The sequence below is a fragment of the Micromonospora saelicesensis genome (assembly GCF_900091575.1).
Lineage (GTDB): Bacteria > Actinomycetota > Actinomycetes > Mycobacteriales > Micromonosporaceae > Micromonospora > Micromonospora saelicesensis.
This window is the reverse complement of sequence record NZ_FMCR01000011.1, coordinates 27,040-45,737: the sequence shown is the minus strand read 5'-3', so window position 1 is coordinate 45,737 and position 18,698 is coordinate 27,040. Positions and strand designations below refer to the sequence as shown.

The 18,698-nt window shown below is 72.2% G+C and carries 19 protein-coding genes; 13 read left to right on the top strand and 6 right to left on the bottom strand.

Annotation, left to right across the window (positions count from 1 at the left end):
• The first annotated feature begins 84 nt into the window (after positions 1 to 84).
• A complete protein-coding gene (locus GA0070561_RS32575) occupies positions 85 to 726 on the top strand; it encodes an MOSC domain-containing protein (protein ID WP_091409815.1) in 642 nt (213 codons plus the stop codon).
• Positions 727 to 875: 149 nt separating this feature from the next.
• Positions 876 to 2,069 carry a low temperature requirement protein A gene (locus GA0070561_RS32570; RefSeq protein ID WP_091409812.1) on the top strand — a complete coding sequence of 398 codons (1,194 nt, stop codon included), beginning with the start codon at positions 876 to 878 and terminating at the stop codon, positions 2,067 to 2,069.
• Between the two features lie 30 nt (positions 2,070 to 2,099).
• On the opposite strand, the gene GA0070561_RS32565 is transcribed toward GA0070561_RS32570, so the two are convergent.
• The 3 genes from GA0070561_RS32565 to GA0070561_RS32555 all read right to left on the bottom strand — a co-directional run bounded on the left by GA0070561_RS32565 (position 2,100) and on the right by GA0070561_RS32555 (position 5,454).
• Positions 2,100 to 3,284 (bottom strand): low temperature requirement protein A, encoded by a 1,185-nt coding sequence (locus GA0070561_RS32565; RefSeq protein WP_091409808.1) that lies wholly within the window; start codon positions 3,282 to 3,284, stop codon positions 2,100 to 2,102.
• 185 nt (positions 3,285 to 3,469) lie between these two features.
• Positions 3,470 to 4,372, bottom strand: a complete 903-nt coding sequence (locus tag GA0070561_RS32560) for a phytanoyl-CoA dioxygenase family protein (RefSeq protein ID WP_091409805.1) — start codon at positions 4,370 to 4,372, stop codon at positions 3,470 to 3,472.
• A 221-nt stretch (positions 4,373 to 4,593) separates the two neighbouring features.
• Positions 4,594 to 5,454 (bottom strand): hypothetical protein, encoded by an 861-nt coding sequence (locus tag GA0070561_RS32555; protein WP_091409801.1) that lies wholly within the window; start codon positions 5,452 to 5,454, stop codon positions 4,594 to 4,596.
• 322 nt (positions 5,455 to 5,776) lie between these two features.
• On the opposite strand from GA0070561_RS32555, the gene GA0070561_RS32550 reads away from it, so the two are divergent.
• Positions 5,777 to 6,541 (top strand): SDR family NAD(P)-dependent oxidoreductase, encoded by a 765-nt coding sequence (locus GA0070561_RS32550; RefSeq protein WP_091409798.1) that lies wholly within the window; start codon positions 5,777 to 5,779, stop codon positions 6,539 to 6,541.
• A 42-nt stretch (positions 6,542 to 6,583) separates the two neighbouring features.
• On the opposite strand, the gene GA0070561_RS32545 is transcribed toward GA0070561_RS32550, so the two are convergent.
• Entirely contained in the window at positions 6,584 to 7,372 is a 789-nt protein-coding gene (locus tag GA0070561_RS32545; protein WP_091410000.1) for an enoyl-CoA hydratase-related protein, read from the bottom strand.
• Positions 7,373 to 7,391: 19 nt separating this feature from the next.
• Here GA0070561_RS32545 and hemW point away from each other — a divergent pair, with 19 nt between their 5' ends.
• A complete protein-coding gene (gene hemW / locus GA0070561_RS32540) occupies positions 7,392 to 8,615 on the top strand; it encodes a radical SAM family heme chaperone HemW (protein ID WP_181541895.1) in 1,224 nt (407 codons plus the stop codon).
• A 62-nt stretch (positions 8,616 to 8,677) separates the two neighbouring features.
• Here the strand turns inward: hemW and GA0070561_RS32535 are convergent, their stop codons facing one another.
• Positions 8,678 to 9,322 carry a DUF4870 domain-containing protein gene (locus tag GA0070561_RS32535; protein ID WP_091409790.1) on the bottom strand — a complete coding sequence of 215 codons (645 nt, stop codon included), beginning with the start codon at positions 9,320 to 9,322 and terminating at the stop codon, positions 8,678 to 8,680.
• A 225-nt stretch (positions 9,323 to 9,547) separates the two neighbouring features.
• Here GA0070561_RS32535 and hrcA point away from each other — a divergent pair, with 225 nt between their 5' ends.
• The 3 genes from hrcA to GA0070561_RS32520 all read left to right on the top strand — a co-directional run bounded on the left by hrcA (position 9,548) and on the right by GA0070561_RS32520 (position 12,527).
• Positions 9,548 to 10,570 (top strand): heat-inducible transcriptional repressor HrcA, encoded by a 1,023-nt coding sequence (gene hrcA, locus GA0070561_RS32530; RefSeq protein WP_091409786.1) that lies wholly within the window; start codon positions 9,548 to 9,550, stop codon positions 10,568 to 10,570.
• 75 nt (positions 10,571 to 10,645) lie between these two features.
• On the top strand, positions 10,646 to 11,791 hold the full coding sequence (gene dnaJ / locus GA0070561_RS32525; protein WP_181518639.1) for a molecular chaperone DnaJ: 1,146 nt from the start codon (positions 10,646 to 10,648) through the stop codon (positions 11,789 to 11,791).
• A 1-nt stretch (position 11,792) separates the two neighbouring features.
• On the top strand, positions 11,793 to 12,527 hold the full coding sequence (locus GA0070561_RS32520; RefSeq protein WP_091409779.1) for a 16S rRNA (uracil(1498)-N(3))-methyltransferase: 735 nt from the start codon (positions 11,793 to 11,795) through the stop codon (positions 12,525 to 12,527).
• A gap of 100 nt (positions 12,528 to 12,627) precedes the next feature.
• Here GA0070561_RS32520 and GA0070561_RS32515 read toward each other — a convergent pair whose 3' ends face one another.
• Positions 12,628 to 13,389, bottom strand: a complete 762-nt coding sequence (locus GA0070561_RS32515; protein ID WP_091409776.1) for an SDR family NAD(P)-dependent oxidoreductase — start codon at positions 13,387 to 13,389, stop codon at positions 12,628 to 12,630.
• Positions 13,390 to 13,485: 96 nt separating this feature from the next.
• Between GA0070561_RS32515 and GA0070561_RS32510 the strand changes: the two genes are divergently transcribed.
• The 6 genes from GA0070561_RS32510 to GA0070561_RS32485 all read left to right on the top strand — a co-directional run bounded on the left by GA0070561_RS32510 (position 13,486) and on the right by GA0070561_RS32485 (position 18,693).
• Positions 13,486 to 13,845 carry a histidine triad nucleotide-binding protein gene (locus tag GA0070561_RS32510; protein ID WP_091409772.1) on the top strand — a complete coding sequence of 120 codons (360 nt, stop codon included), beginning with the start codon at positions 13,486 to 13,488 and terminating at the stop codon, positions 13,843 to 13,845.
• The gene (locus GA0070561_RS32505) at positions 13,842 to 15,236 is read left to right on the top strand and encodes a serine hydrolase domain-containing protein (protein WP_091409768.1); all 1,395 of its coding nucleotides are present in this window, start codon (positions 13,842 to 13,844) and stop codon (positions 15,234 to 15,236) included. Before GA0070561_RS32510 ends, GA0070561_RS32505 begins: the two co-directional genes overlap by 4 nt.
• A gap of 130 nt (positions 15,237 to 15,366) precedes the next feature.
• A complete protein-coding gene (locus GA0070561_RS32500) occupies positions 15,367 to 16,425 on the top strand; it encodes a PhoH family protein (RefSeq protein WP_091409765.1) in 1,059 nt (352 codons plus the stop codon).
• Positions 16,426 to 16,440: 15 nt separating this feature from the next.
• Complete coding sequence (ybeY, locus tag GA0070561_RS32495; RefSeq protein WP_030491788.1) at positions 16,441 to 16,914, top strand: rRNA maturation RNase YbeY; 474 nt, start codon at positions 16,441 to 16,443, stop codon at positions 16,912 to 16,914.
• Positions 16,890 to 18,314 carry a hemolysin family protein gene (locus GA0070561_RS32490; protein ID WP_091409761.1) on the top strand — a complete coding sequence of 475 codons (1,425 nt, stop codon included), beginning with the start codon at positions 16,890 to 16,892 and terminating at the stop codon, positions 18,312 to 18,314. The genes ybeY and GA0070561_RS32490 overlap by 25 nt, the downstream gene beginning before the upstream one ends.
• A complete protein-coding gene (locus GA0070561_RS32485) occupies positions 18,307 to 18,693 on the top strand; it encodes a cytidine deaminase (RefSeq protein WP_091409757.1) in 387 nt (128 codons plus the stop codon). The genes GA0070561_RS32490 and GA0070561_RS32485 overlap by 8 nt, the downstream gene beginning before the upstream one ends.
• The last annotated feature ends 5 nt before the right edge of the window (positions 18,694 to 18,698 follow it).

The window sequence follows — 18,698 nt, the reverse complement described above, 5'->3', positions numbered from 1 at the left end:
CCCCGCGCCGCGAGAGCTGACGCCGGTGCTGACGCCCGGTCGGGAGGGCTGGCCGGCGTTGGACCGCCAACTAGGCTGACGGTCATGACGGGCAGGGTGGCAGCGGTGAACCTCGGCATCGTGACCGAGGCCGGGTGGGCCGGCGACGCGAGCGGTCGCAGCGGCATCGACAAGCGGCCGGTCGACGGCCCGGTTTCGGTGCTCACCGGCGGCCTGGCGGGGGACTTCATCGGCGAGCGGGCCCATCACGGTGGCCCGGATCAGGCGGTCTACGCCTACGCGGAGGAGGACGCCGCCTGGTGGGTGGCCGAACTGCGCCGCGCCATACCGCCCGGCGGCTTCGGCGAGAACCTGACCACCTACGCGGTCGACGTGACGGGTGCGGTGATCGGCGAGCAGTGGCAGGTCGGCTCCGCCCTGCTCCAGGTCACCAAGCCGCGTACCCCCTGCACCACCTTCGCCGGTTTCTGGGGCGTACCGGATCTGATCAAACGGTTCACCGTCCGGGCATCGCCCGGGGCCTACCTGCGGGTGCTGCGCGAGGGGGAGGTCGGCGCTGGCGACCCGGTCGAGGTGGTGGACCGGCCGGCGCACGGTGTCACCATCGGCGAGGTGTTCCGCGCGAACAGCCTGGAGCCGGAGTTGTTGCCGCGGTTGCTCGACGCCGAGGACCTGCCGGAGCCGATCCGGGAGAAGGCCCGCCGACGCCTCGCCGCCCGGGGCTGACCGGCCGCGACGGCATCCGCCGCGACGCCCCGACGAGCACCGACGGACTCCGCTGATCCGGCCCGGAAGAACCCCGATGACGGGCCCAGCGACGGACTTGCCCGTATTGTCCCCACGGAGGGCGTGCGGCGGGGACCGGGTGGAGCGCGATGTCGATGACGACGGACGGCGGTGCCGCGGCGGCGTCATCCCCCGACCCGAGCCTGGAGCGTCCGGCGTTCCTCGAGCTCTTCTTCGACCTCGTCTACATCTTCGCGCTGGTCACCTTGGCGACGGTGCTGGCCGACAACCTGACCTGGACGGGCGTCACCGAGACGCTGGTGCTGCTGCTCGGGTTCACGATGATCTGGGCACTGACCGTGTGGACGGCGGACAGCGTCGACCTGACCCGCCCGGCCGGGCAGGGGCAGTTCATCTGGGTGGCGGCGGCCAGCCTGCTGTTGGCCGCGCTCGCGGCCGACGCGTACGGCGATCGCCGGCTGCTCTTCGCGACCACGTACGTGGTCATCCACCTCAGTACCGCTGCCTACTACATCCTGGTCATCTCGCACAGGAGGCCGCCGCGGCGCAGCATCCGGATCCTGATCTGGGAGGCCGTCGCGGGCATCGGCTGGATCGGTGGGGCGCTCGTCGGCGGTTCGGGGCAGTTGGCGATCTGGGTGCTCGCTGCCGTCGTCGAGTACGGCGCGGCGGCGTTGGGTTGGCCGGTACCCGGGATCGGCCGCTCACGACCGCGCGACTGGCGGCTGGTCGGTGCGCGGGTGGCCGAGCGTTACCGGCAGTTCGTCATCGTCGCGCTCGGTGTCTCGATCTTCGTGACCGGAACGACCTTCAGCATGAGCGAGTACACGCTGGAGCGAGCCTCGGCTCTACTCGTGGTGTTCACCACCATCGTGTTGATGTGGCGGATCTACATCTACCGCGCCGGTGAGCTGCTGACCGACGCGATCGCCCGATCGTCCAACCCGGCGCTGCTCACCCAGTCCGCCGCGGTCACCCATCTGATCATGGTGGCCGGAATCATCGGCGCGGCGGTCACCAGCCGGCTCGTGGTGATCCGCCCGTTGGGCGAGACCCCGCCCTCGTGGGCCGCGGTGATCCTCGGCGGACCCGCGTTGTACCTGGTCGGCCGGGGCGTCCTCGACTTCACCGTGTTCGGGCGGATCTCGCGGTCCCGGTTGGCCGGGCTGGTGCTGCTGGCGGGCGTGGCACCGGCCACGCCCCTGCTGCCGCCGGTGCTGGTCGCCCTGCTCGCCATGGCGGTGCTGCTCCTGATCGCCGCGGCGAACCTGGTGAGCACCCGGCGACACACGCGTACGCCGGCACCACCGATGCTGCGGTGACTCTCCACGACGGCCGCCGACGGCCGTTCATCACGATGGCACGGCGGCCCCGACCAGGCGCCTGCGCGCGGCCAGCCCTTCCGCGACCAGGGTGACCAGCAGGACCAGGTTCGCCAGCATCAGGGCGGCCAGGGGCGGGAACAGGAGGGTGGCGGGTGCCACCAGGGCACACAACACCGCGATCGCCAGCACCCGGGACCAGAGGGTCCGGCCGGTCACCACGGCATCGAACAGGACGCTGCCGAGCAGGAACAGGACCGGTCCGCCGAGGGTGGCGACCATCAGCGCGACCGGGGCGCGGCCGAACGGCCGGTCGATGACCAGCGAGGTGCTGGTCGAGACCAGCACCACCCCGGCCACCATGACCAGATGGCTGTACGAGGTGGAGGTGCCGGAGCGGACCCGTTCCACAGTTGCGACGCTGGGTGGTGCCAGGATCCGCTGGACCCGTTGGAAGTAGAGCTGGAACAGCAGTACGGCGCTGAGGAACGCGACCGCGCTGGTGGCCACCGCGCCGGCCGTGAATCCGCTGCCGGCCAACCCCATGCCGGTGCTCAGGATCAACTCGCCGAGCGCGACGATGAAGATCGCCCGGTGCCGCTCGGAGAGGTGCACCCCGGTGAAGATCTGGCTGGCAAGCTCGGTCCGCCCCAGCCTGGGCGTCGGCCAGCCGATCCGGGCCGAGCCGAGGTCGACCGCCACCGCGAGAGACCAGAGCACCAGTCGGGCGGTCTCGTCCGCGAACACCCCGGCCACCCAGGGCGTCACTGTGACGCCGAACCAGAAGAACACCCGGATGCTCCTGGCCTGGATCGGCCGGTTCACCCGGGTGCCGGGGATCAGGACGGCGTCGCGGACCAGGTGAATGGCGAAGTAGGCCGCGACGAAGAGCCACCCGTACCGACCGAAGGCGTACGGGGTCGCGATCGCCATCAGCAGGGTGCCGAGCATGACCAGCAGGGTGGTCGCCTGGATGATCGGCAGCCGGGGGTTGAACAGGTCGGTGAGCCACGCGGTCAGCACCCAGACCCACCAGGCTGCCAGCAGCAGGACGGCGGTCTGCGCCGCGCCCCGGACGGTGAGGTTCTCGGCCAGGCTGGCAGCGAGCCGGGAGAACATGAAGATGTAGACGAGATCGAAGAAGAGTTCCAGGAAGGTCGGGTATTCCGGCTCGCCGCGGCGGCGGAGGATCCGGGGGAGCGGAGCGGATGTCACTGCGCTGCCTCCTGTGCCACCCCACGCCCTGGGCGCCGCGCCCCGACCTGCGCACCCGCCACGCTACCGACAGTGCGGGTCTCCGGTGTCGGGAACGGGCCGGGCCCGAGCGGTCGGCCCGCGGACGTGAAACGGCCCCCTGCCAACGCTGAGCGTCGGCAGGGGGCCGTCCTACGAGCAGTGGATCAGCGGAGCCAGGGGATGTTGCGGTCGAGCAGACCGCGCTCCTTGAGCTCCTTGCGGAGCGGGATCTCGTCGTCGACGTACCCGTCCCAGTTGATGCCCCAGTAGTTGGCGGTGTGGGTGCCCTCACCGATCAGCTGGCGCTGCACGGGGGTGCGGTTGCGGTACCACTCGCCGTTCACGTCGGGGTGCAGCTCGTCCAGCGGACGGATCCACCGGTAGGTGTAGCCGACGAAGAGCATCTTGCGGGTGATGGTCGACAGGTTCGTCGACCGCGAGTGCCACTGCCGGCGGTCGAAGATGAAGGCGTCGCCCGGGTTGGCGGTGATCTCCACCGTGCCCTCCGGGTCGGGGTTCTGCACGGTGAGGTCCGCAGGCCGGGGCAGCGAGTTCTTCAGGTGGCTGCCCGGGATGACCTTGGTGGCGCCGCGGCCGGTCTCGGAGAGGTCCGACAGCACGTACGCGACCTTCAGCGAGAACATCGGCCGAGGCAGGTTCGGGTCCATCGTCTCCGGGTCGGAGTTCTGCCGGTACCCGTCCTGGTGCCAACCCCAGTACGGCTTCTCCGGCTCGGCGGCCGGCGGGGTGACGTCCAGGTGGTTGTGGTGGGTGTAGATGTTCCAGCCGGCCAGCCCCCACATGTACGGGAAGGCGATCGGGTGGGTCAGCAGCTCACCGAAGAGCTCGTCGCGCTCCAGGAAGCCCAGCAGGTGCAGGGTGCCGTCCTTCTTGGTGGTGCCCTTGGCCTGCTCCTCCGCGTAGACGCGGTCGACCGCCGCCTCCAGCGCCGCCCGGTGGTCCTCCGTCAGGACGTTGCGCAGCAGGAGGAAGCCCTGCTCGTGGAACTCCTTGCGGTCAGTGTCGCTGATCGGTTCGTAACCGGTCCGGTCGCCGTAATCGAACACCGCGTCGTACCCCTCCCCATGAGGTGAAACCTTTTCTGGCACAGGCCGCCGATCGTAACGCGGCGGCCCGGGCAGCGGGGAGAGTGTGGCGCGGGATTGGGCCAGGGCGGGACCCCACGCAGCGGAAGAAACGCATAGAGTGAGATCTCAGAGATCAATAGTGCGATTCGGTGCGTATTGCCCGATTGTGCGGTGACTGCCGGTTAAGAGATCCGGGTCGGTCAACCCTCGTTGAACACCTCGGCGACCACCTGGCCGGCGGGGTTCTGCCGGCCGTCCACCCGGCCCCACGAGCCGTCGCGGGCGGTCCACTCCAGGTCGCCGAAGCGGACCCGCTTCACGCCGTGGTCCTGGGCGTGGGAGACCAGCCAGTGCGCGTACCGCCAGCCGTCGCGCTGGTCGCCCGGAGTCACCGCCAACCCGGTCGGGTCGGTCGGGTCGGTGCCCTTGAGCCCCCAGTCCAGCACCAGGTTGCGGGTCAGTTGCGCGGCCGCCGCCGCGCCGTGCATTACCGGGGTGCGCCCCACCGAGCAGGCGACAGCGCCGCTGGCGTCGCCGAGCAGGGCCCGGCTGAGCACCTCGGAGTCGTCGGCCCACTTCTGGTACGCCTCGGGGAACGCCGAGCGCTGCACCCGCTGGGCGGCATCGGTGACCCGCATCTCCTCCCAGCCGCGCACCTTCTTGAGGGCCGCGTAGAACCGGTTGGCCGCGTAGCGCGGGTCGCGGATCTGCGCCGGAGTGCCCCAGCCCTGGCTCGGCCGCTGCTGGAACAGGCCGACCGAGTCGCGGTCGCCGTCGGCGAGGTTGCGCAGCCCGGACTCCTGGTACGCGGTGGCGAGCGCGACCACGACGGCCCGCTCGGGCATTCCACGCTTCGCGCCGATCGCGGCGATGGTCGCCGCGTTTGCCATCTGGTCGGCGTCCAGGGCGACCCGCCCGTCGGCCTGCACTGTGCACTTCCGTGCCACCAGCGGCAACGTCAGGTTGTCGCCCACCTGCCGTACGACGAGCCAGATCGCGATCACGGCGACGAGGATGAGCACCACTCCACCCGCCACGGTTGCCCGAGTTCGCACCCACACCCCCAGATCGACAGTTCGCCAAGCGTACGTCCCCGCAGGCCCTCCGCGGGTCGTCCGAGTGGTTCGGGCCCAGCCTGGCCGCTCCGACCGGTTCGGGGTCCGCTCCGCTCTAGCGTGCCGGTTGGCGACGTTCCCGCTCCGGTCGCGATCTCACCTGCCACGTCGTTCCTGTCGCTCGCCCCGGTGCAGGGCTGTCGTGAGCGTCACCGGGTAACCACAACGGGAAGCGATTGATCGGTCAAGGACTTGAGTCAGTTGACATATCAATCCGACCTACCCTCCCATACCCGGGCGCGTTGGTCGACGAACGAGGAGGAGATCCATGGGAACGCTCGATGGCAAGGTCGTGCTGATCACCGGCACCGGCGGTGGTCTGGGCCGCGTCGCGGCGCTGACCTTCGCCCGCGAGGGCGCGAAGGTCGTCGGGGCCGACCTTCAGGTCGCGGGTAACGACGAGACTGTCGAACTCGTTCGTCGCGCCGGCGGCGAGATGACCGGCATCGCGCCGGTCGACCTCACCGAACCCGAGCAGGTACGCAAGCTCGTCGACGACGCCGCGGCCGCCTACGGCGGGCTCGACGTGGTCTACAACAACGCAGCCGCGCTCCGCTTCGGCCCGATGCCCGACTTCTCCGTGCAGGACTGGCGCTACACCATCACCGGAGAACTCGACATTCCGTACTTCGTGTCGAAGTTCGCCTGGCCGCACCTGGTCCGGCGCGGTGGCGGTGTCATCATCAGCGCCGCCTCCATGGCCGGCATGATCGGCGGCCACGTCCCGCCGATGGTCGGTCACACCGCCGCAAACGCCGGCATCATCGGCATGACGCGACAGCTCGCCCTCGAAGGCGCGCCCCACGGCATCCGCGCGGTGGCGGTCAGCCCCGGGCCCACCCTCACCCCGGCCAGCGAACGCGACCTCGGTGACAACCAGGAGGCCCGGGACGCCATCACCGCCAAGACGCTCCTCAAGCGCTTCGCGCGCCCCGAGGAGGTCGTCGAGCTGGTGGTCTTCCTCGCGTCCGACCGGGCGTCGTACATCACCGGGGCGAACTACCCGGTCGACGGCGGCGCGACCGCCTGGTGACCCGACCTTGGGGCGCCGCCGCTCCCGGTGGCGCCCCGACCGTCAGTCGTCGAGAGCGGGCACCCAGCGCGCCGGTCGCTTTTCGCGGAACGCCATGACTCCCTCGCGCCCCTCGTCGGAGAGGAAGTAGCCGGTCGAGACGGCGGAGAGTCGAGCCAGATCGGCGCGCAACTCGGCGGTACCCGGTCGGCGCAGCAACTCCTTCGCGCCGGCCAGCGCCCCGGGCGCGCCGCGCACCAGCGAGTCGCAGTAGCCCCGTACCGCGTCGTCCAACCCGTCCGCCGGGACCGAGGCGGTCACCAGGCCGATCTCGGCGGCCCGGCGGCCGTCGAAGGTGTCGCCGGTCAGGTACAGCTCGGCGGCGGCCCGGGGGTGCAGCCGGGGCAGCACGGTCGCCGAGATCACCGCCGGGATCACCCCGATGCGTACCTCGGTGAACGCGAACGTCGCCTCGTCGGCGCAGACCGCAAGGTCGGCGGCGGCGATCAGGCCCAGGCCGCCGGCCCGCGCCGGCCCGCCGACCCGGGCCAGCACCGGCTTCGGGCATTCCCAGAGCGCCGCGAGCACGTCACCCAGCATCCCGGCCGGCACCGTCCCGCTGGCGTACGCCGCGGCGGTCTCCTTCAGGTCCGCGCCGGAGCAGAAGACCGGGCCGGTGTGGTCGAGCACGATCACGCGGACCGCCTCGTCGGCGACCGCGTCCGCCAGCCCGGCCAGCAGTTGGGTCATCAGGCCGGTGGAGAGCGCGTTGCGGTTGTGCGGGCTGTCCAGGGTGAGGGTGGTCACCCCACGGGCCGTGGCGACCCGCACGAGGACGTCGGGAGAGGTCATGCCGGGCACACTAGTGGCCATGCCCGGCGTCCTTCCAGATGGTGAGACCGTCCCCGTCGACGGATCGTTGCCCGCCACCGCCACCGCGGCGGTCGGCGCGCGCGGCTTCGGCGTGTACGTGCACGTGCCGTTCTGCGCCAGCCGCTGCGGATACTGCGACTTCAACACCTACACCGCCGCCGAACTGGGCGGCGGCGCCAGCCGCGAGGGGTACGCGGACACGGTGCTGGCCGAGCTGAAGCTCGCCGCCCGGGTGCTCGGCGATACCCCGCCGCCCCGGGTCGACACCGTCTTCGTCGGCGGCGGCACGCCCACCCTGCTCCCCGCCGACGACCTGGCCCGCATCCTCGACGGCATCGACCGCACCTGGGGGCTGGCCGCCGACGCCGAGGTGACCACCGAGGCCAACCCCGAGTCGGTCACCCCGGAATCGTTGAAGCTGCTGCGGGCCGCCGGCTACACCCGGATCTCGCTGGGCATGCAGTCCGCCTCCCCGGGGGTGCTGGCGATCCTGGACCGCAAACACAGCGCCGGCCGGGCCACCGCCGCCGCCCTGGAGGCGCGCGACGCCGGGTTCGAGCACGTCAACCTGGACCTGATCTACGGCACCCCGGGGGAGCGGGCCGAGGACTTCGCCGCCTCGCTGGAGCAGGTCGTCGCCGCCGGAGTGGACCACGTCAGCGCGTACGCCCTGATCGTCGAGGACGGCACCCGGCTCGCCGCCCGGATGCGGCGCGGCGAGCTGGCGTACCCCAGTGACGACGTGGCCGCGGACCGCTACCTGGCTGCGGAGGCCGCGCTCGACGCGGCCGGGCTCTCCTGGTACGAGGTCTCCAACTGGGCCCGCACCGAGGAGGCCCGCTGCCGGCACAACCTGCTCTACTGGACCGGCGCGGACTGGTGGGGGCTCGGACCGGGGGCGCACAGCCACGTCGGTGGGGTGCGCTGGTGGAACGTGAAGCACCCCTCGGCGTACGCCCAGCGGTTGGCCGCCGGCGCGTCTCCCGGCCTGGCCCGGGAGGTGCTCACTGTCGACGAGGCGCACATGGAGGACGTGATGCTCCGGCTGCGGCTGGCCAGCGGCCTCCCGCTGGCGGTGCTCGACGCCACCGGCCGGGCCGGTGCCGAGCGGGCGCTGGCCGGCGGCCTGCTGGCCGCCGACGAGTACGCCGCCGGCCGGGCGGTGCTCACAGTGCGCGGGCGGCTGCTCGCCGACGCGGTCGTCCGCGACCTGCTGCCCTGAGTGGCCCCCCCCGGACCGGCACTGCGGTGCTCCGGACCGGCCGGGGGAGCGGCCGGCCCGGTTCACTTGATGAAGTTGGCCGTCATCGGGTAGCGGTACGGGGTGCCCTCGTTGGCCTTCATGCCGGCGATGATCCCGAACAGGATCTGGATCACCACGACGGCGATGCTGGGCAGGAAGAGCAGGCACCAGCTCACGAAGAGCAGCACGAACGCGATGATCGACCAGAGGATCTGGAAGTTCAGGGCGGCGAGGGCGTGCGCCCGGACGGTCGGCGACTGCTGGCCGCGGGCCAGGTAGGCGATCAGCGGGGCGACGAAGCCCAGCGGACCAAAACTGACCAGCGCGCCGAGGGCACCGCCGAAGTGCGCGACCAGCGCCCAGGTCTTGTCCTCGTTGTTGGCGTAGCCGCCACCGGGGCCGCCGTAGGCCCCACCGGCCGGGTAGCCGCCGGGCGGAGGATAGCCACCGGGCGGGGGGTAGCCGCCTGCCGGAGGGTAGCCGCCTGCCGGAGGGTAGCCGCCTGACGGCGGTTGGTCACCGGTGGGCGGCGGATAGCCACCGGGCGGGGGATAGCCGGCCGGCCCGGGCGCCCCGGACAGTGGTGCGGTGGGCGGCTCGGCCGACGGGGACGGGCCTGGGGAGGTGGGCTCCGGCGGGTAGTTGCCGGGGTCGCCCGACCCGGGAGGGCGAGGAGGTTCAGTCATGGATGTCACGGTAGGGGCCCGTGGCAACGCCGCACCAGAGCGACACCGCCCGGCAGTGCGGGCCGATCGGCCCGACAGGGTGGCGTGGGCCGCACCGACGGGTGGCCGTTGATCATCGCGTCGGCGGGCCCGCCGACGTAGACTGGCACTCGTTACAGTCGAGTGCCAGGACGGCCCGGCCGGCCCAGAGCGCCGGCGGCCGACGTGCGACAGGAGGTGCGGAGGATGGGTCTCGACGACCGTAAACTCGCCGTGCTCCGCGCCATCGTCGAAGACTACGTCTCCACCCAGGAGCCGGTCGGCAGCAAGGCGCTGGTCGAGCGGCACCAGCTCGGGGTCTCCCCGGCCACGGTCCGCAACGACATGGCCGTGCTGGAGGAGGAGGGCTACATCCGGCAGCCGCACACCAGTGCCGGCCGGGTGCCCACCGACCGCGGCTACCGCCTCTTCGTCGACCGGTTGTCCCGGGTCAAGCCGCTCAGCCCGGCCGAGCGCCGGGCCATCGAGCGCTTCCTGGTCGGCGCGGTCGACCTCGACGACGTGGTGCACCGCACGGTGCGGTTGCTCGCCCAGCTGACCCGGCAGGTCGCCGTCGTGCAGTACCCGAGCCTGGCCCGCTCCTCGGTGCGCCACCTGGAGCTGGTGCCGATCTCCACCACCCGGCTGATGCTCGTCATGATCGCCGACACCGGGCGGGTGGAGCAGCGACTCGTGGAGCTGCCCGGGCCGGTGCCCGCCGACGACGTCACCGACCTGCGCCGACTGATCAACGAGAAGCTCGCCAACGCCCGGCTGTCCGAGACGCCGCCGCTGGTGCAGGCGCTGGTCGAGGAAGCGCCGACCGGCCTGCGTCCGACCATGACCACGCTCGCCACCGTCCTGCTGGAGACGCTCGTCGAGCGACACGAGGAACGGATCGCGCTCGCCGGCACCGCGAACCTCACCCGGGGTGGCCTGCTCGACTTCCAGGGCTCCCTGCGGCCGATCCTCGAAGCTCTGGAGGAGGAGGTCGTGCTGCTCAAGCTCATCGGTGAGACCGAGCCGAGCACGACCCGGGTGCTGATCGGCGACGAGAACGAGTTCGACAACCTGCGCGCCGCCTCGGTGGTCAGCACCGGGTACGGCCCGGGCACCACCATCGTGGGCGGCCTGGGGGTGCTGGGCCCCACCCGGATGGACTACCCCGGCAACATCGCCACGGTGCGCGCCGTGGCACGCTACGTGGGCGAGTTGCTGGCCCAGAACTGATTGGTCAGGGCCGATGCGGCCGGCTGCGGCCGCCGACCGGCGCAACGCGAGACGAACATGAGGACACGGAACGCAGTGGCCAGGGACTACTACGGCATTCTCGGTGTGAGCCGGGAAGCCTCCGATGACGAGATCAAGCGCGCCTACCGCAAGCTGGCACGCCAGTTCCACCCGGACGTCAATCCGGACCCGGAGGCTCAGGAGAAGTTCAAGGACATCAACGCCGCGTACGAGGTCCTCTCGGACGACCGGAAGCGGCAGATCGTCGACCTGGGCGGCGACCCGCTCGCCCCGGGTGGCGGCGGTGCCGGCGGCCCGGGTGGCCCCGGAGGCGCCGGCCCGTTCGTCGGTTTCCAGGACATCATGGACGCGTTCTTCGGCGGCGCCGGAGGTGGCGCCCGTGGCCCACGGCCGCGTACCCGCCCGGGCGCCGACGCGATCCTGCGGCTCGAACTCGACCTGCACGAGACGGCCTTCGGCGTGGAGGCCCCGATCACCGTCGACACCGCGGTGCTCTGCACCACCTGCTCCGGCGCCGGCACGGCCGCCGGCACGCACCTGGCGACCTGCGAGGCGTGCGGCGGTCGGGGCGAGGTGCAGTCGGTGCAGCGCACCTTCCTCGGCCAGGTGGTCTCCGCCCGGCCGTGCACCGTGTGCCAGGGCTACGGCACCACCATCCCGCACCCCTGCCCCACCTGCGCCGGCGACGGCCGGGTGCGGACCCGCCGTTCGCTGACCGTCAAGATCCCGGCCGGCGTCGAGGACGGCATGCGGATCCGGCTGGCCCAGCAGGGCGAGGTGGGCCCGGGCGGCGGCACCGCCGGTGACCTCTACGTGGAGATTCACGAGCGCCCGCACGACGTGTACTCCCGTAAGGGGGACGACCTGCACTGCCGGGTCACAGTGCCCATGACGGCGGCGGCGCTGGGCACCCGGCTGACCATCAAGACGCTGGACAGCGAGGAGACCGTCGACGTCAAGGCCGGCACCCAGCCGGCCAGCACGCTGCGACTGCGCGCCCGGGGCGTGCCGCACCTGCGCGGCACCGGCCGAGGCGACCTCTACGTCCACCTGGACGTGCGGACGCCCACCAAGCTCGACCCGGACCAGGAGAAGATGCTGCGCGACTTCGCCAAGACCCGTGGTGAGGAGGTCGCCGAGCTGTCCAAGCAGGGCGGCTTCTTCTCCCGGATGCGCGACGCGTTCAACGGGCACGCCTGAGGTGTCCGCACCGCTGTTCCTGGTCGAGGCGCTGCCCACCGGCGACGCGCTGACCCTGGACGGCCCGGAGGGGCATCACGCCGCCACCGTGCAGCGACTGCGCGTCGGCGAGGAGCTGCTGCTCGCCGACGGCCGGGGTGGCACGGCCGCCGCCGTGGTCACGGCCGTCGGCCGGGGCAGCCTGGAGGTCACCATCACCTCCCGGGGGTACGCGGACGCGCCCGTACCCCGGCTGGTGACAGTGCAGGGCATCGCCAAGGGCGACCGGGGTGAGCTGGCCGTGCAGGCGATGACCGAGGTCGGGGTGGACGAGATCGTGCCCTGGGCGGCCTCGCGTTCGGTGACCCAGTGGCGCGGCGACCGGGGCGTACGCGCCCGGGAGAAGTGGGTGGCCACCGCCCGGGAGGCGGCCAAGCAGGCCCGCCGGCCGTGGCTGCCGGTGGTGGCCGGTGCGCCGGACGAGTCCACCGCCACTGTGGCCCGTCGGATCGCCGGTGCCGCCGCCGCGTTCGTGCTGCACGAGGAGGCCGAAGACCGGCTCACCACCGCCGAGCTGCCCTCCACCGGCGAGATCGTGCTGGTGATCGGCCCGGAGGGTGGCATCGCCCCGGCCGAGTTGACCGCCTTCGCCGAGGCCGGCGGGCGACCCGTACGCCTCGGGCCGGCCGTGCTGCGCACCTCCACCGCCGGCGTGGCGGCCCTCAGCGTGCTCGCCGCCCGCCTCGGCCGCTGGTAGCGCCGCCCGCCCCGCGCCGGTTACCGATCTTCACCGAGATCTTGGAAGGAAACCGCCCCTCCAGTGGCGCTTTCCTTCCAAGATCTTGTCGGAGCTGGCCTCAGCTGCGCAGGTAGGAGGCGCCGTTGAGGTCGACGATCGTGCCGGAGGCCCACTCGGCCTGCGGCGAGGCCAGCCAGTGCACGGCGGCGGCGATCTCCTCCGGTTGGCCCACCCTGTCGAACGGGCTCTGCGCGCGGATGGCCGCGCCCCGCTCGCCGCGCAGGTGCTCGGTGGTCATGTCGGTCGCCACGAAGCCCGGCGCGACGGTGGCGACAGTGATGCCGAACGGCGCGAGCGCCACGGCGAGGGACTGGCCCAGTGCGTTCAGCCCCGCCTTGCTGGCGCCGTACGCCGGCTGCTCGGGCTCGCCGCGGAACGCGCCACGGGACGAGACGTTGACGATTCGCCCGCCGCGTTCGCGCATGTGCTGGGCGGCGCACCAGGTGACGTTGCCGGCGCCGGTCAGGTTGGTCTCCAGCACCTGCCGCCAGCGCTGCTGCCACTCCTCGTACGAGGTGCCGAAGATCGGGTGCGGGTCGTCGCGGTCGCCGTACGTCCCGGCGTTGTTGACCAGCACGTCCAGCCCACCGAGCAGTTCGGCGGCCCGGTCCACCATGACCCGGACCGCGTCCGGATCGGTGAGGTCGGCGCGGACCACCACGTGCCCGGTGCCCGGCAGTTGCGCGAGCAGTTCCTCGGCCGCGTCGGCGGAGTCGCGGTGGTGGATGGCCACCCGGTCGCCGCCGGCTGCGAACGCCTTCGCCACCGCGCGGCCGATCCCGCGCGAGGCCCCGGTCACGAGTACCGCCCGATCCGTCATGCCGGCCATCCTGCCTCAGCCGTGCCGTGCCTGCGAAGGCCGGCGGCGCCTGCTGGGCCGGAGCGCCCCCGGCCCGTTGGTCCTTAGACTGCCCCGATGGGATCCGACTGCCTGTTCTGCCGCATCGTCGCCGGGGAGATCCCGGCCACAGTGGTCCGCGAGACCGACACCACGCTCGCCTTCCGCGACATCGGCCCGAAGGCGCCGGTGCACGTCCTGGTCATTCCGAAGGAGCACTACGCCGACGTCGCCACGCTCGCCCAGGGTGACCCGGCGCTGGCCGCCGACGTGCTGGCGACGTCCGCCGCCGTGGCCGAGGACGAGGGGCTGCTCGGCGACGGTTTCCGGCTGATGTTCAACACCGGCGCGTACGGCGGCCAGGAGGTCTTCCACGTGCACGCGCACCTGCTCGGCGGTGCGCCGCTCGGCCCGATGCTCGCCCGGGACCTGGCGTGAGCGAGCGCGGTCCCGACGGTCGCGGCAACGAGCACCTGGACCGGTTGGTCCGGCGGGTACAGGCCGAGGCCCGGGTGCCCGCGGTGTCGGCGGCGCTGCACCGGGCCGACCGACCGCTCTGGAGCTGCACCGTCGGCGAGACCGGCACCGACAGCCCCCTGGGCGCAGGCACCCAGTTCCGGATCGGCTCGATCACCAAGACGTTCACTGCGGTGCTGGTCCTGCAGTGCCGCGACGACGGGCTGCTGGACCTGGACGACCCGGTGGGCCGGCACCTGGACCTCCCGGCGCACGGCGACCTGACCGTACGCCGGTTGCTGTCGCACACCGGTGGCCTGCAACGCGAGCCGTTCGGCGATGTGTGGGACAGCCTGCGCGCACCGGACGACGACCAACTGGTCGCCGAGCTGGACCGGGCCGAGCGGGTGCTGCCGACCGGCCGGCGGTTCCACTACTCCAACCTGGGCGTGGCCGTGCTCGGCCAACTCGTCGCCCGGCTCCGGGGCGAAAGCTGGGCGCAGGCGCTCACCGAGCGGATCCTGACGCCGCTGGGGCTGACCGACACCACAGTGACCCCACGGCCCACGGCAGCCACCGGGTTCCTGGTCGACGCGTACTCCGACGAGGCGCACCCGGAACCGCCGACCGACTTCGGCGCGGTCGGCCCGGCCGCCCAGCTCTGGAGCACCGCGACCGACATGGCCCGCTGGGCGGCGTTCCTGGCCGACCCGGCGGCGCTGGACCCGGCCGGCGCGGTCCTCGCCCCGGCCACCCTGGACGAGATGCGCTGGCCGGTGACCACCACCGACGAGACGCTCTGGGGCGCGGGCTTCGGGCTCGGGCTGATCCTGATCCCGCAGGGGGAGCGGGTGATGCACGTGGGGCACGACGGGGCGATGCCCGGGTTCCTCGCCGGGGCGTACGGCCGCCGCGGCGGTGACGGCACGCCCGGCGCGATGGGCGCCGCGGTGCTCGGCTCGTCCGGTACAGCGGCCGAACTGTTCGACCTGTCGCACCGGCTGCTCGCCGCGGCGGTCGAGCACGACCCGGCCGAGATCGAGCCCTGGCGACCCGGCGCACCCGCGCCGGCGGCCCTGCGGGGTGCGCTCGGCCGCTGGTGGGGCGAGGGCTCCGAGTACGTCTTCTCCTGGCACGACGGCACCCTCCGGGCGCGCGGGGTCGGTGACCCGACCGGACGCCCACCGGCGATCTTCATCCCTCTACCGGACCAGCCGGACGTGTTCCGGGTGGTCTCCGGTCGGGAGGTCGGTGAGCTGCTGCGGCTGACCCGCGACGAGGCCGGCGCGGTGGTCCGGATGCACTGGGCGACGTACCGGTTCACCCGCCACCAGGAGACCTTCGACCGGTACGACTTCCGGGCCGGGAGTTGATCGCGGCCAGCGGAAATGGGCGCGATGCGCCCCGCGTTGAACCGATACGATGGGTGTAACGTCCGCACGCCAGGCCAGCAGGCCGGCGCCGAGATCGAGAGCAGGTGCGCAGGGCCCTTCGGCCCAACCTATGACCGGCACCCCACCTCCCGGCCCGCCCCGGGTGCAGACCAGGATCACCGTGCCCGACCCGAAGATCATGGTCAATCTGCTCGGCGCAGGCGACGAGATCCTCAGGCTCGTCGAACGCTCGGTCACCAGTGACGTGCACGTTCGCGGCAACGAGATCACCATCACCGGTGACCCCGCGGACAACGCCCTCGCCGAGCGGGTCTTCAGCGAGCTCCTCGAACTCATCGAGAAAGGCGAGACCCTGACCACTGACGCCGTCAGGCGTACCGTCGGCATGCTCGAGCAGGGCAGCGCCGAGCGGCCCGCCGAGGTCCTGACACTCAACATCCTCTCCCGGCGCGGGCGCACCATCCGCCCCAAGACGCTCGGGCAGAAGAAGTACGTCGACGCGATCGACACCCACACCATCGTCTTCGGCATCGGCCCGGCCGGCACCGGAAAGACCTACCTGGCGATGGCGAAGGCCGTCCAGGCGTTGCAGGCCAAGCAGGTCAACCGGATCATCCTCACCCGGCCGGCGGTCGAGGCGGGCGAGCGACTGGGCTTCCTGCCCGGCACGCTCAACGAGAAGATCGATCCGTACCTGCGCCCGCTCTACGACGCGCTGCACGACATGCTCGACCCGGAGACCATCCCGAAGCTGATGGCCGCCGGGACGATCGAGGTCGCCCCCCTCGCCTACATGCGGGGTCGGACGCTCAACGACGCGTTCATCATCCTGGACGAGGCGCAGAACACGACGCCCGAGCAGATGAAGATGTTCCTCACCCGACTCGGCTTCAACTCCAAGATCGTCGTGACCGGTGACATCACCCAGGTGGACCTTCCCGGCGGGACGAGCAGCGGCCTGCGGGTGGTTCGGGAGATCCTGGAAAACGTCGATGACGTGCACTTCTCCCAGTTGTCCAGCTCCGACGTGGTCCGCCACCAGCTGGTCGGGGAGATCGTCGACGCGTACGCCCGCTGGGACGCCGAGCGGGAGAACCAGCAGGCGCAGGGCGTTCACGCCGTGCCTGGGCGACCCGCCCAGGGCGGCCGGGCCGCCCGCCGCCGCTAAAGCAGAGGAAAGCAGTTGTCCATCGAGATCGCCAACGAGTCCGGTGTCGACGTCGACACCGACGCCGTGCTCGCCGTCGCCCGGCACGCCCTCGACGAGATGGGGGTCAACCCCCTCGCCGAGCTGTCCGTGCTGCTGGTCGACATCGACTACATGACCGAGCTGAACCACCGCTGGATGGGTGGCGACGGCCCGACCGACGTGCTCGCCTTCCCCATGGACGAGGGCAGCGTCGACCACGGCCCGGGTGAGTCCGCACCGGCCGGCGGCGAGCCCGCCCTGCTCGGCGACATCGTGCTCTGCCCGGAGGTGGCGGCCAAGCAGGCCGCGACCGCCGGGCACGCACCGGCCGACGAGCTGCACCTGCTCACCGTGCACGGGGTGCTGCACCTGCTCGGCTACGACCACGCCGAGCCGGAGGAGGAGCGGGAGATGTTCGCACTCCAGGCTCGGCTGCTGGCGAGCTGGCGGTCGACCCGCACCCAGTGATGTCCACTCCTCCGTTACTCGCGGCCGGCGCCACCGCCGGCCTTCCCGACTTTCAGCTGATCGTCTTCGCGGCCGGTCTGGTGGTGCTGGCCGGCCTGATCGCGATGACCGAGGCGGCCCTCGCCGCGGTCTCACCGGCCCGAGCCGCCGAGCTGGCCCGCGACGGCGTGCGCGGCGCCCGCACCCTCCAGGTCGTGGCCGGCGACGTCGTCCGGCACCTCAACCTGCTCCTGCTGTTGCGGCTGCTCGCCGAGCTGACCGCCACCACACTGGTGGCGCTCGTGGCGGTGGACAGCTTCGGCGCCGGCTGGCGGGCCGCGCTGGTGACCGCCGGCGCGATGACAGTGGTCAGCTTCGTGGTGGTGGGCGTCGCCCCGCGCACCATCGGCCGGCAGCACGCCTACGCCGTGGGTCGTGCGGTGGCGCCGCTGGTCCGCTGGCTGGGCCGGGCGCTCAACCCGCTCGCGTCGCTGCTGATCCTGATCGGCAACGCGGTCACCCCGGGGCGCGGCTTCCGGGAAGGTCCGTTCGCCACCCAGGTGGAGCTGCGGGAGCTGGTCGACCTGGCCGAGCAGCGCGGCGTTGTCGAGCACGGCGAACGCCAGATGATCCACTCCGTCTTCGCGCTCGGCGACACCATCGCCCGTGAGGTGATGGTGCCGCGTACCGAGATGGTGTGGATCGAGGAGGGCAAGACACTCGCGCAGGCGCTGGCGCTCTTCCTGCGCTCGGGTTTCTCCCGCATCCCGGTGATCGGCGAGAGCGTCGACGACGTGCTGGGTGTGCTCTACCTCAAGGACCTGATCCGGCGCTCCCGAGGCGGGGACCCGAGGGCCGAGCAGTTGCCGGTGGCCGAGCTGATGCGCCCGGCGACCTTCGTCCCGGAGTCCAAGCCGGTCGACGACCTGCTGTCCGAGATGCAGGCGGCCCGCAACCACCTGGTCATCGTGGTCGACGAGTACGGCGGCACCGGCGGTCTGGTCACCATCGAGGACATCCTCGAGGAGATCGTCGGCGAAATCACCGACGAGTACGATGTCGAGCGCCCGCCCGTCGAACGTCTGGCGGACTCCTCGGTGCGGGTGACCGCTCGCCTGCCGGTGGAGAACCTCGGCGAGATGTTCGACACCGACCTGCCCACCGACGAGGTGGAGACGGTCGGCGGTCTGCTCGCCCAGTCGCTGGGGCGGGTGCCGATCCCGGGTGCCGAGGCCGAGGTCGCCGGTCTCCGTCTGGTCGCCGAGGGCACCACCGGCCGGCGCAACCGGATCGACACCGTCCTGGTCACCCGGGTGGAGCCGGGCGATGAGCAGGACACCGCGGGGCGCGGCGAGCACGCCGGCCCCGGGGACGACACTGACAACTATCGAGACGACGAGAGGCAACCCGCCGATGCCTGACACACCCGCCGCGCCTGCCGCCCGGCCCACCCCCACCGCGTCGGGCGCGCTGAGCGCCGAGGACGGCAAGCTCGTCGTCCTGGCCCGGGGAGCCCGCGCGCGGGTCGGCGCCGTGGAGGGCGCCGCGGTCCGCGACCAGGACGGCCGGACGTACGCGGCGGCCAGTGTCGCGTTGCCGTCGCTGACGCTCACCGCGTTGCAGTTGGCGGTCGCTTCGGCCGTGGCGGCCGGGGCGAGTCGGCTGGAGGCGGCGGTGGTGGTGACCGAGGCGTCGACGCTGGACGGTGCCGGGCACGCTGCGGTACGGGACCTCGCGGCGGACGCACCGGTCCACGTGGCTGCTCCGGACGGCTCGGTCCTCGGCACGGTGACCCAGTGAGCCCG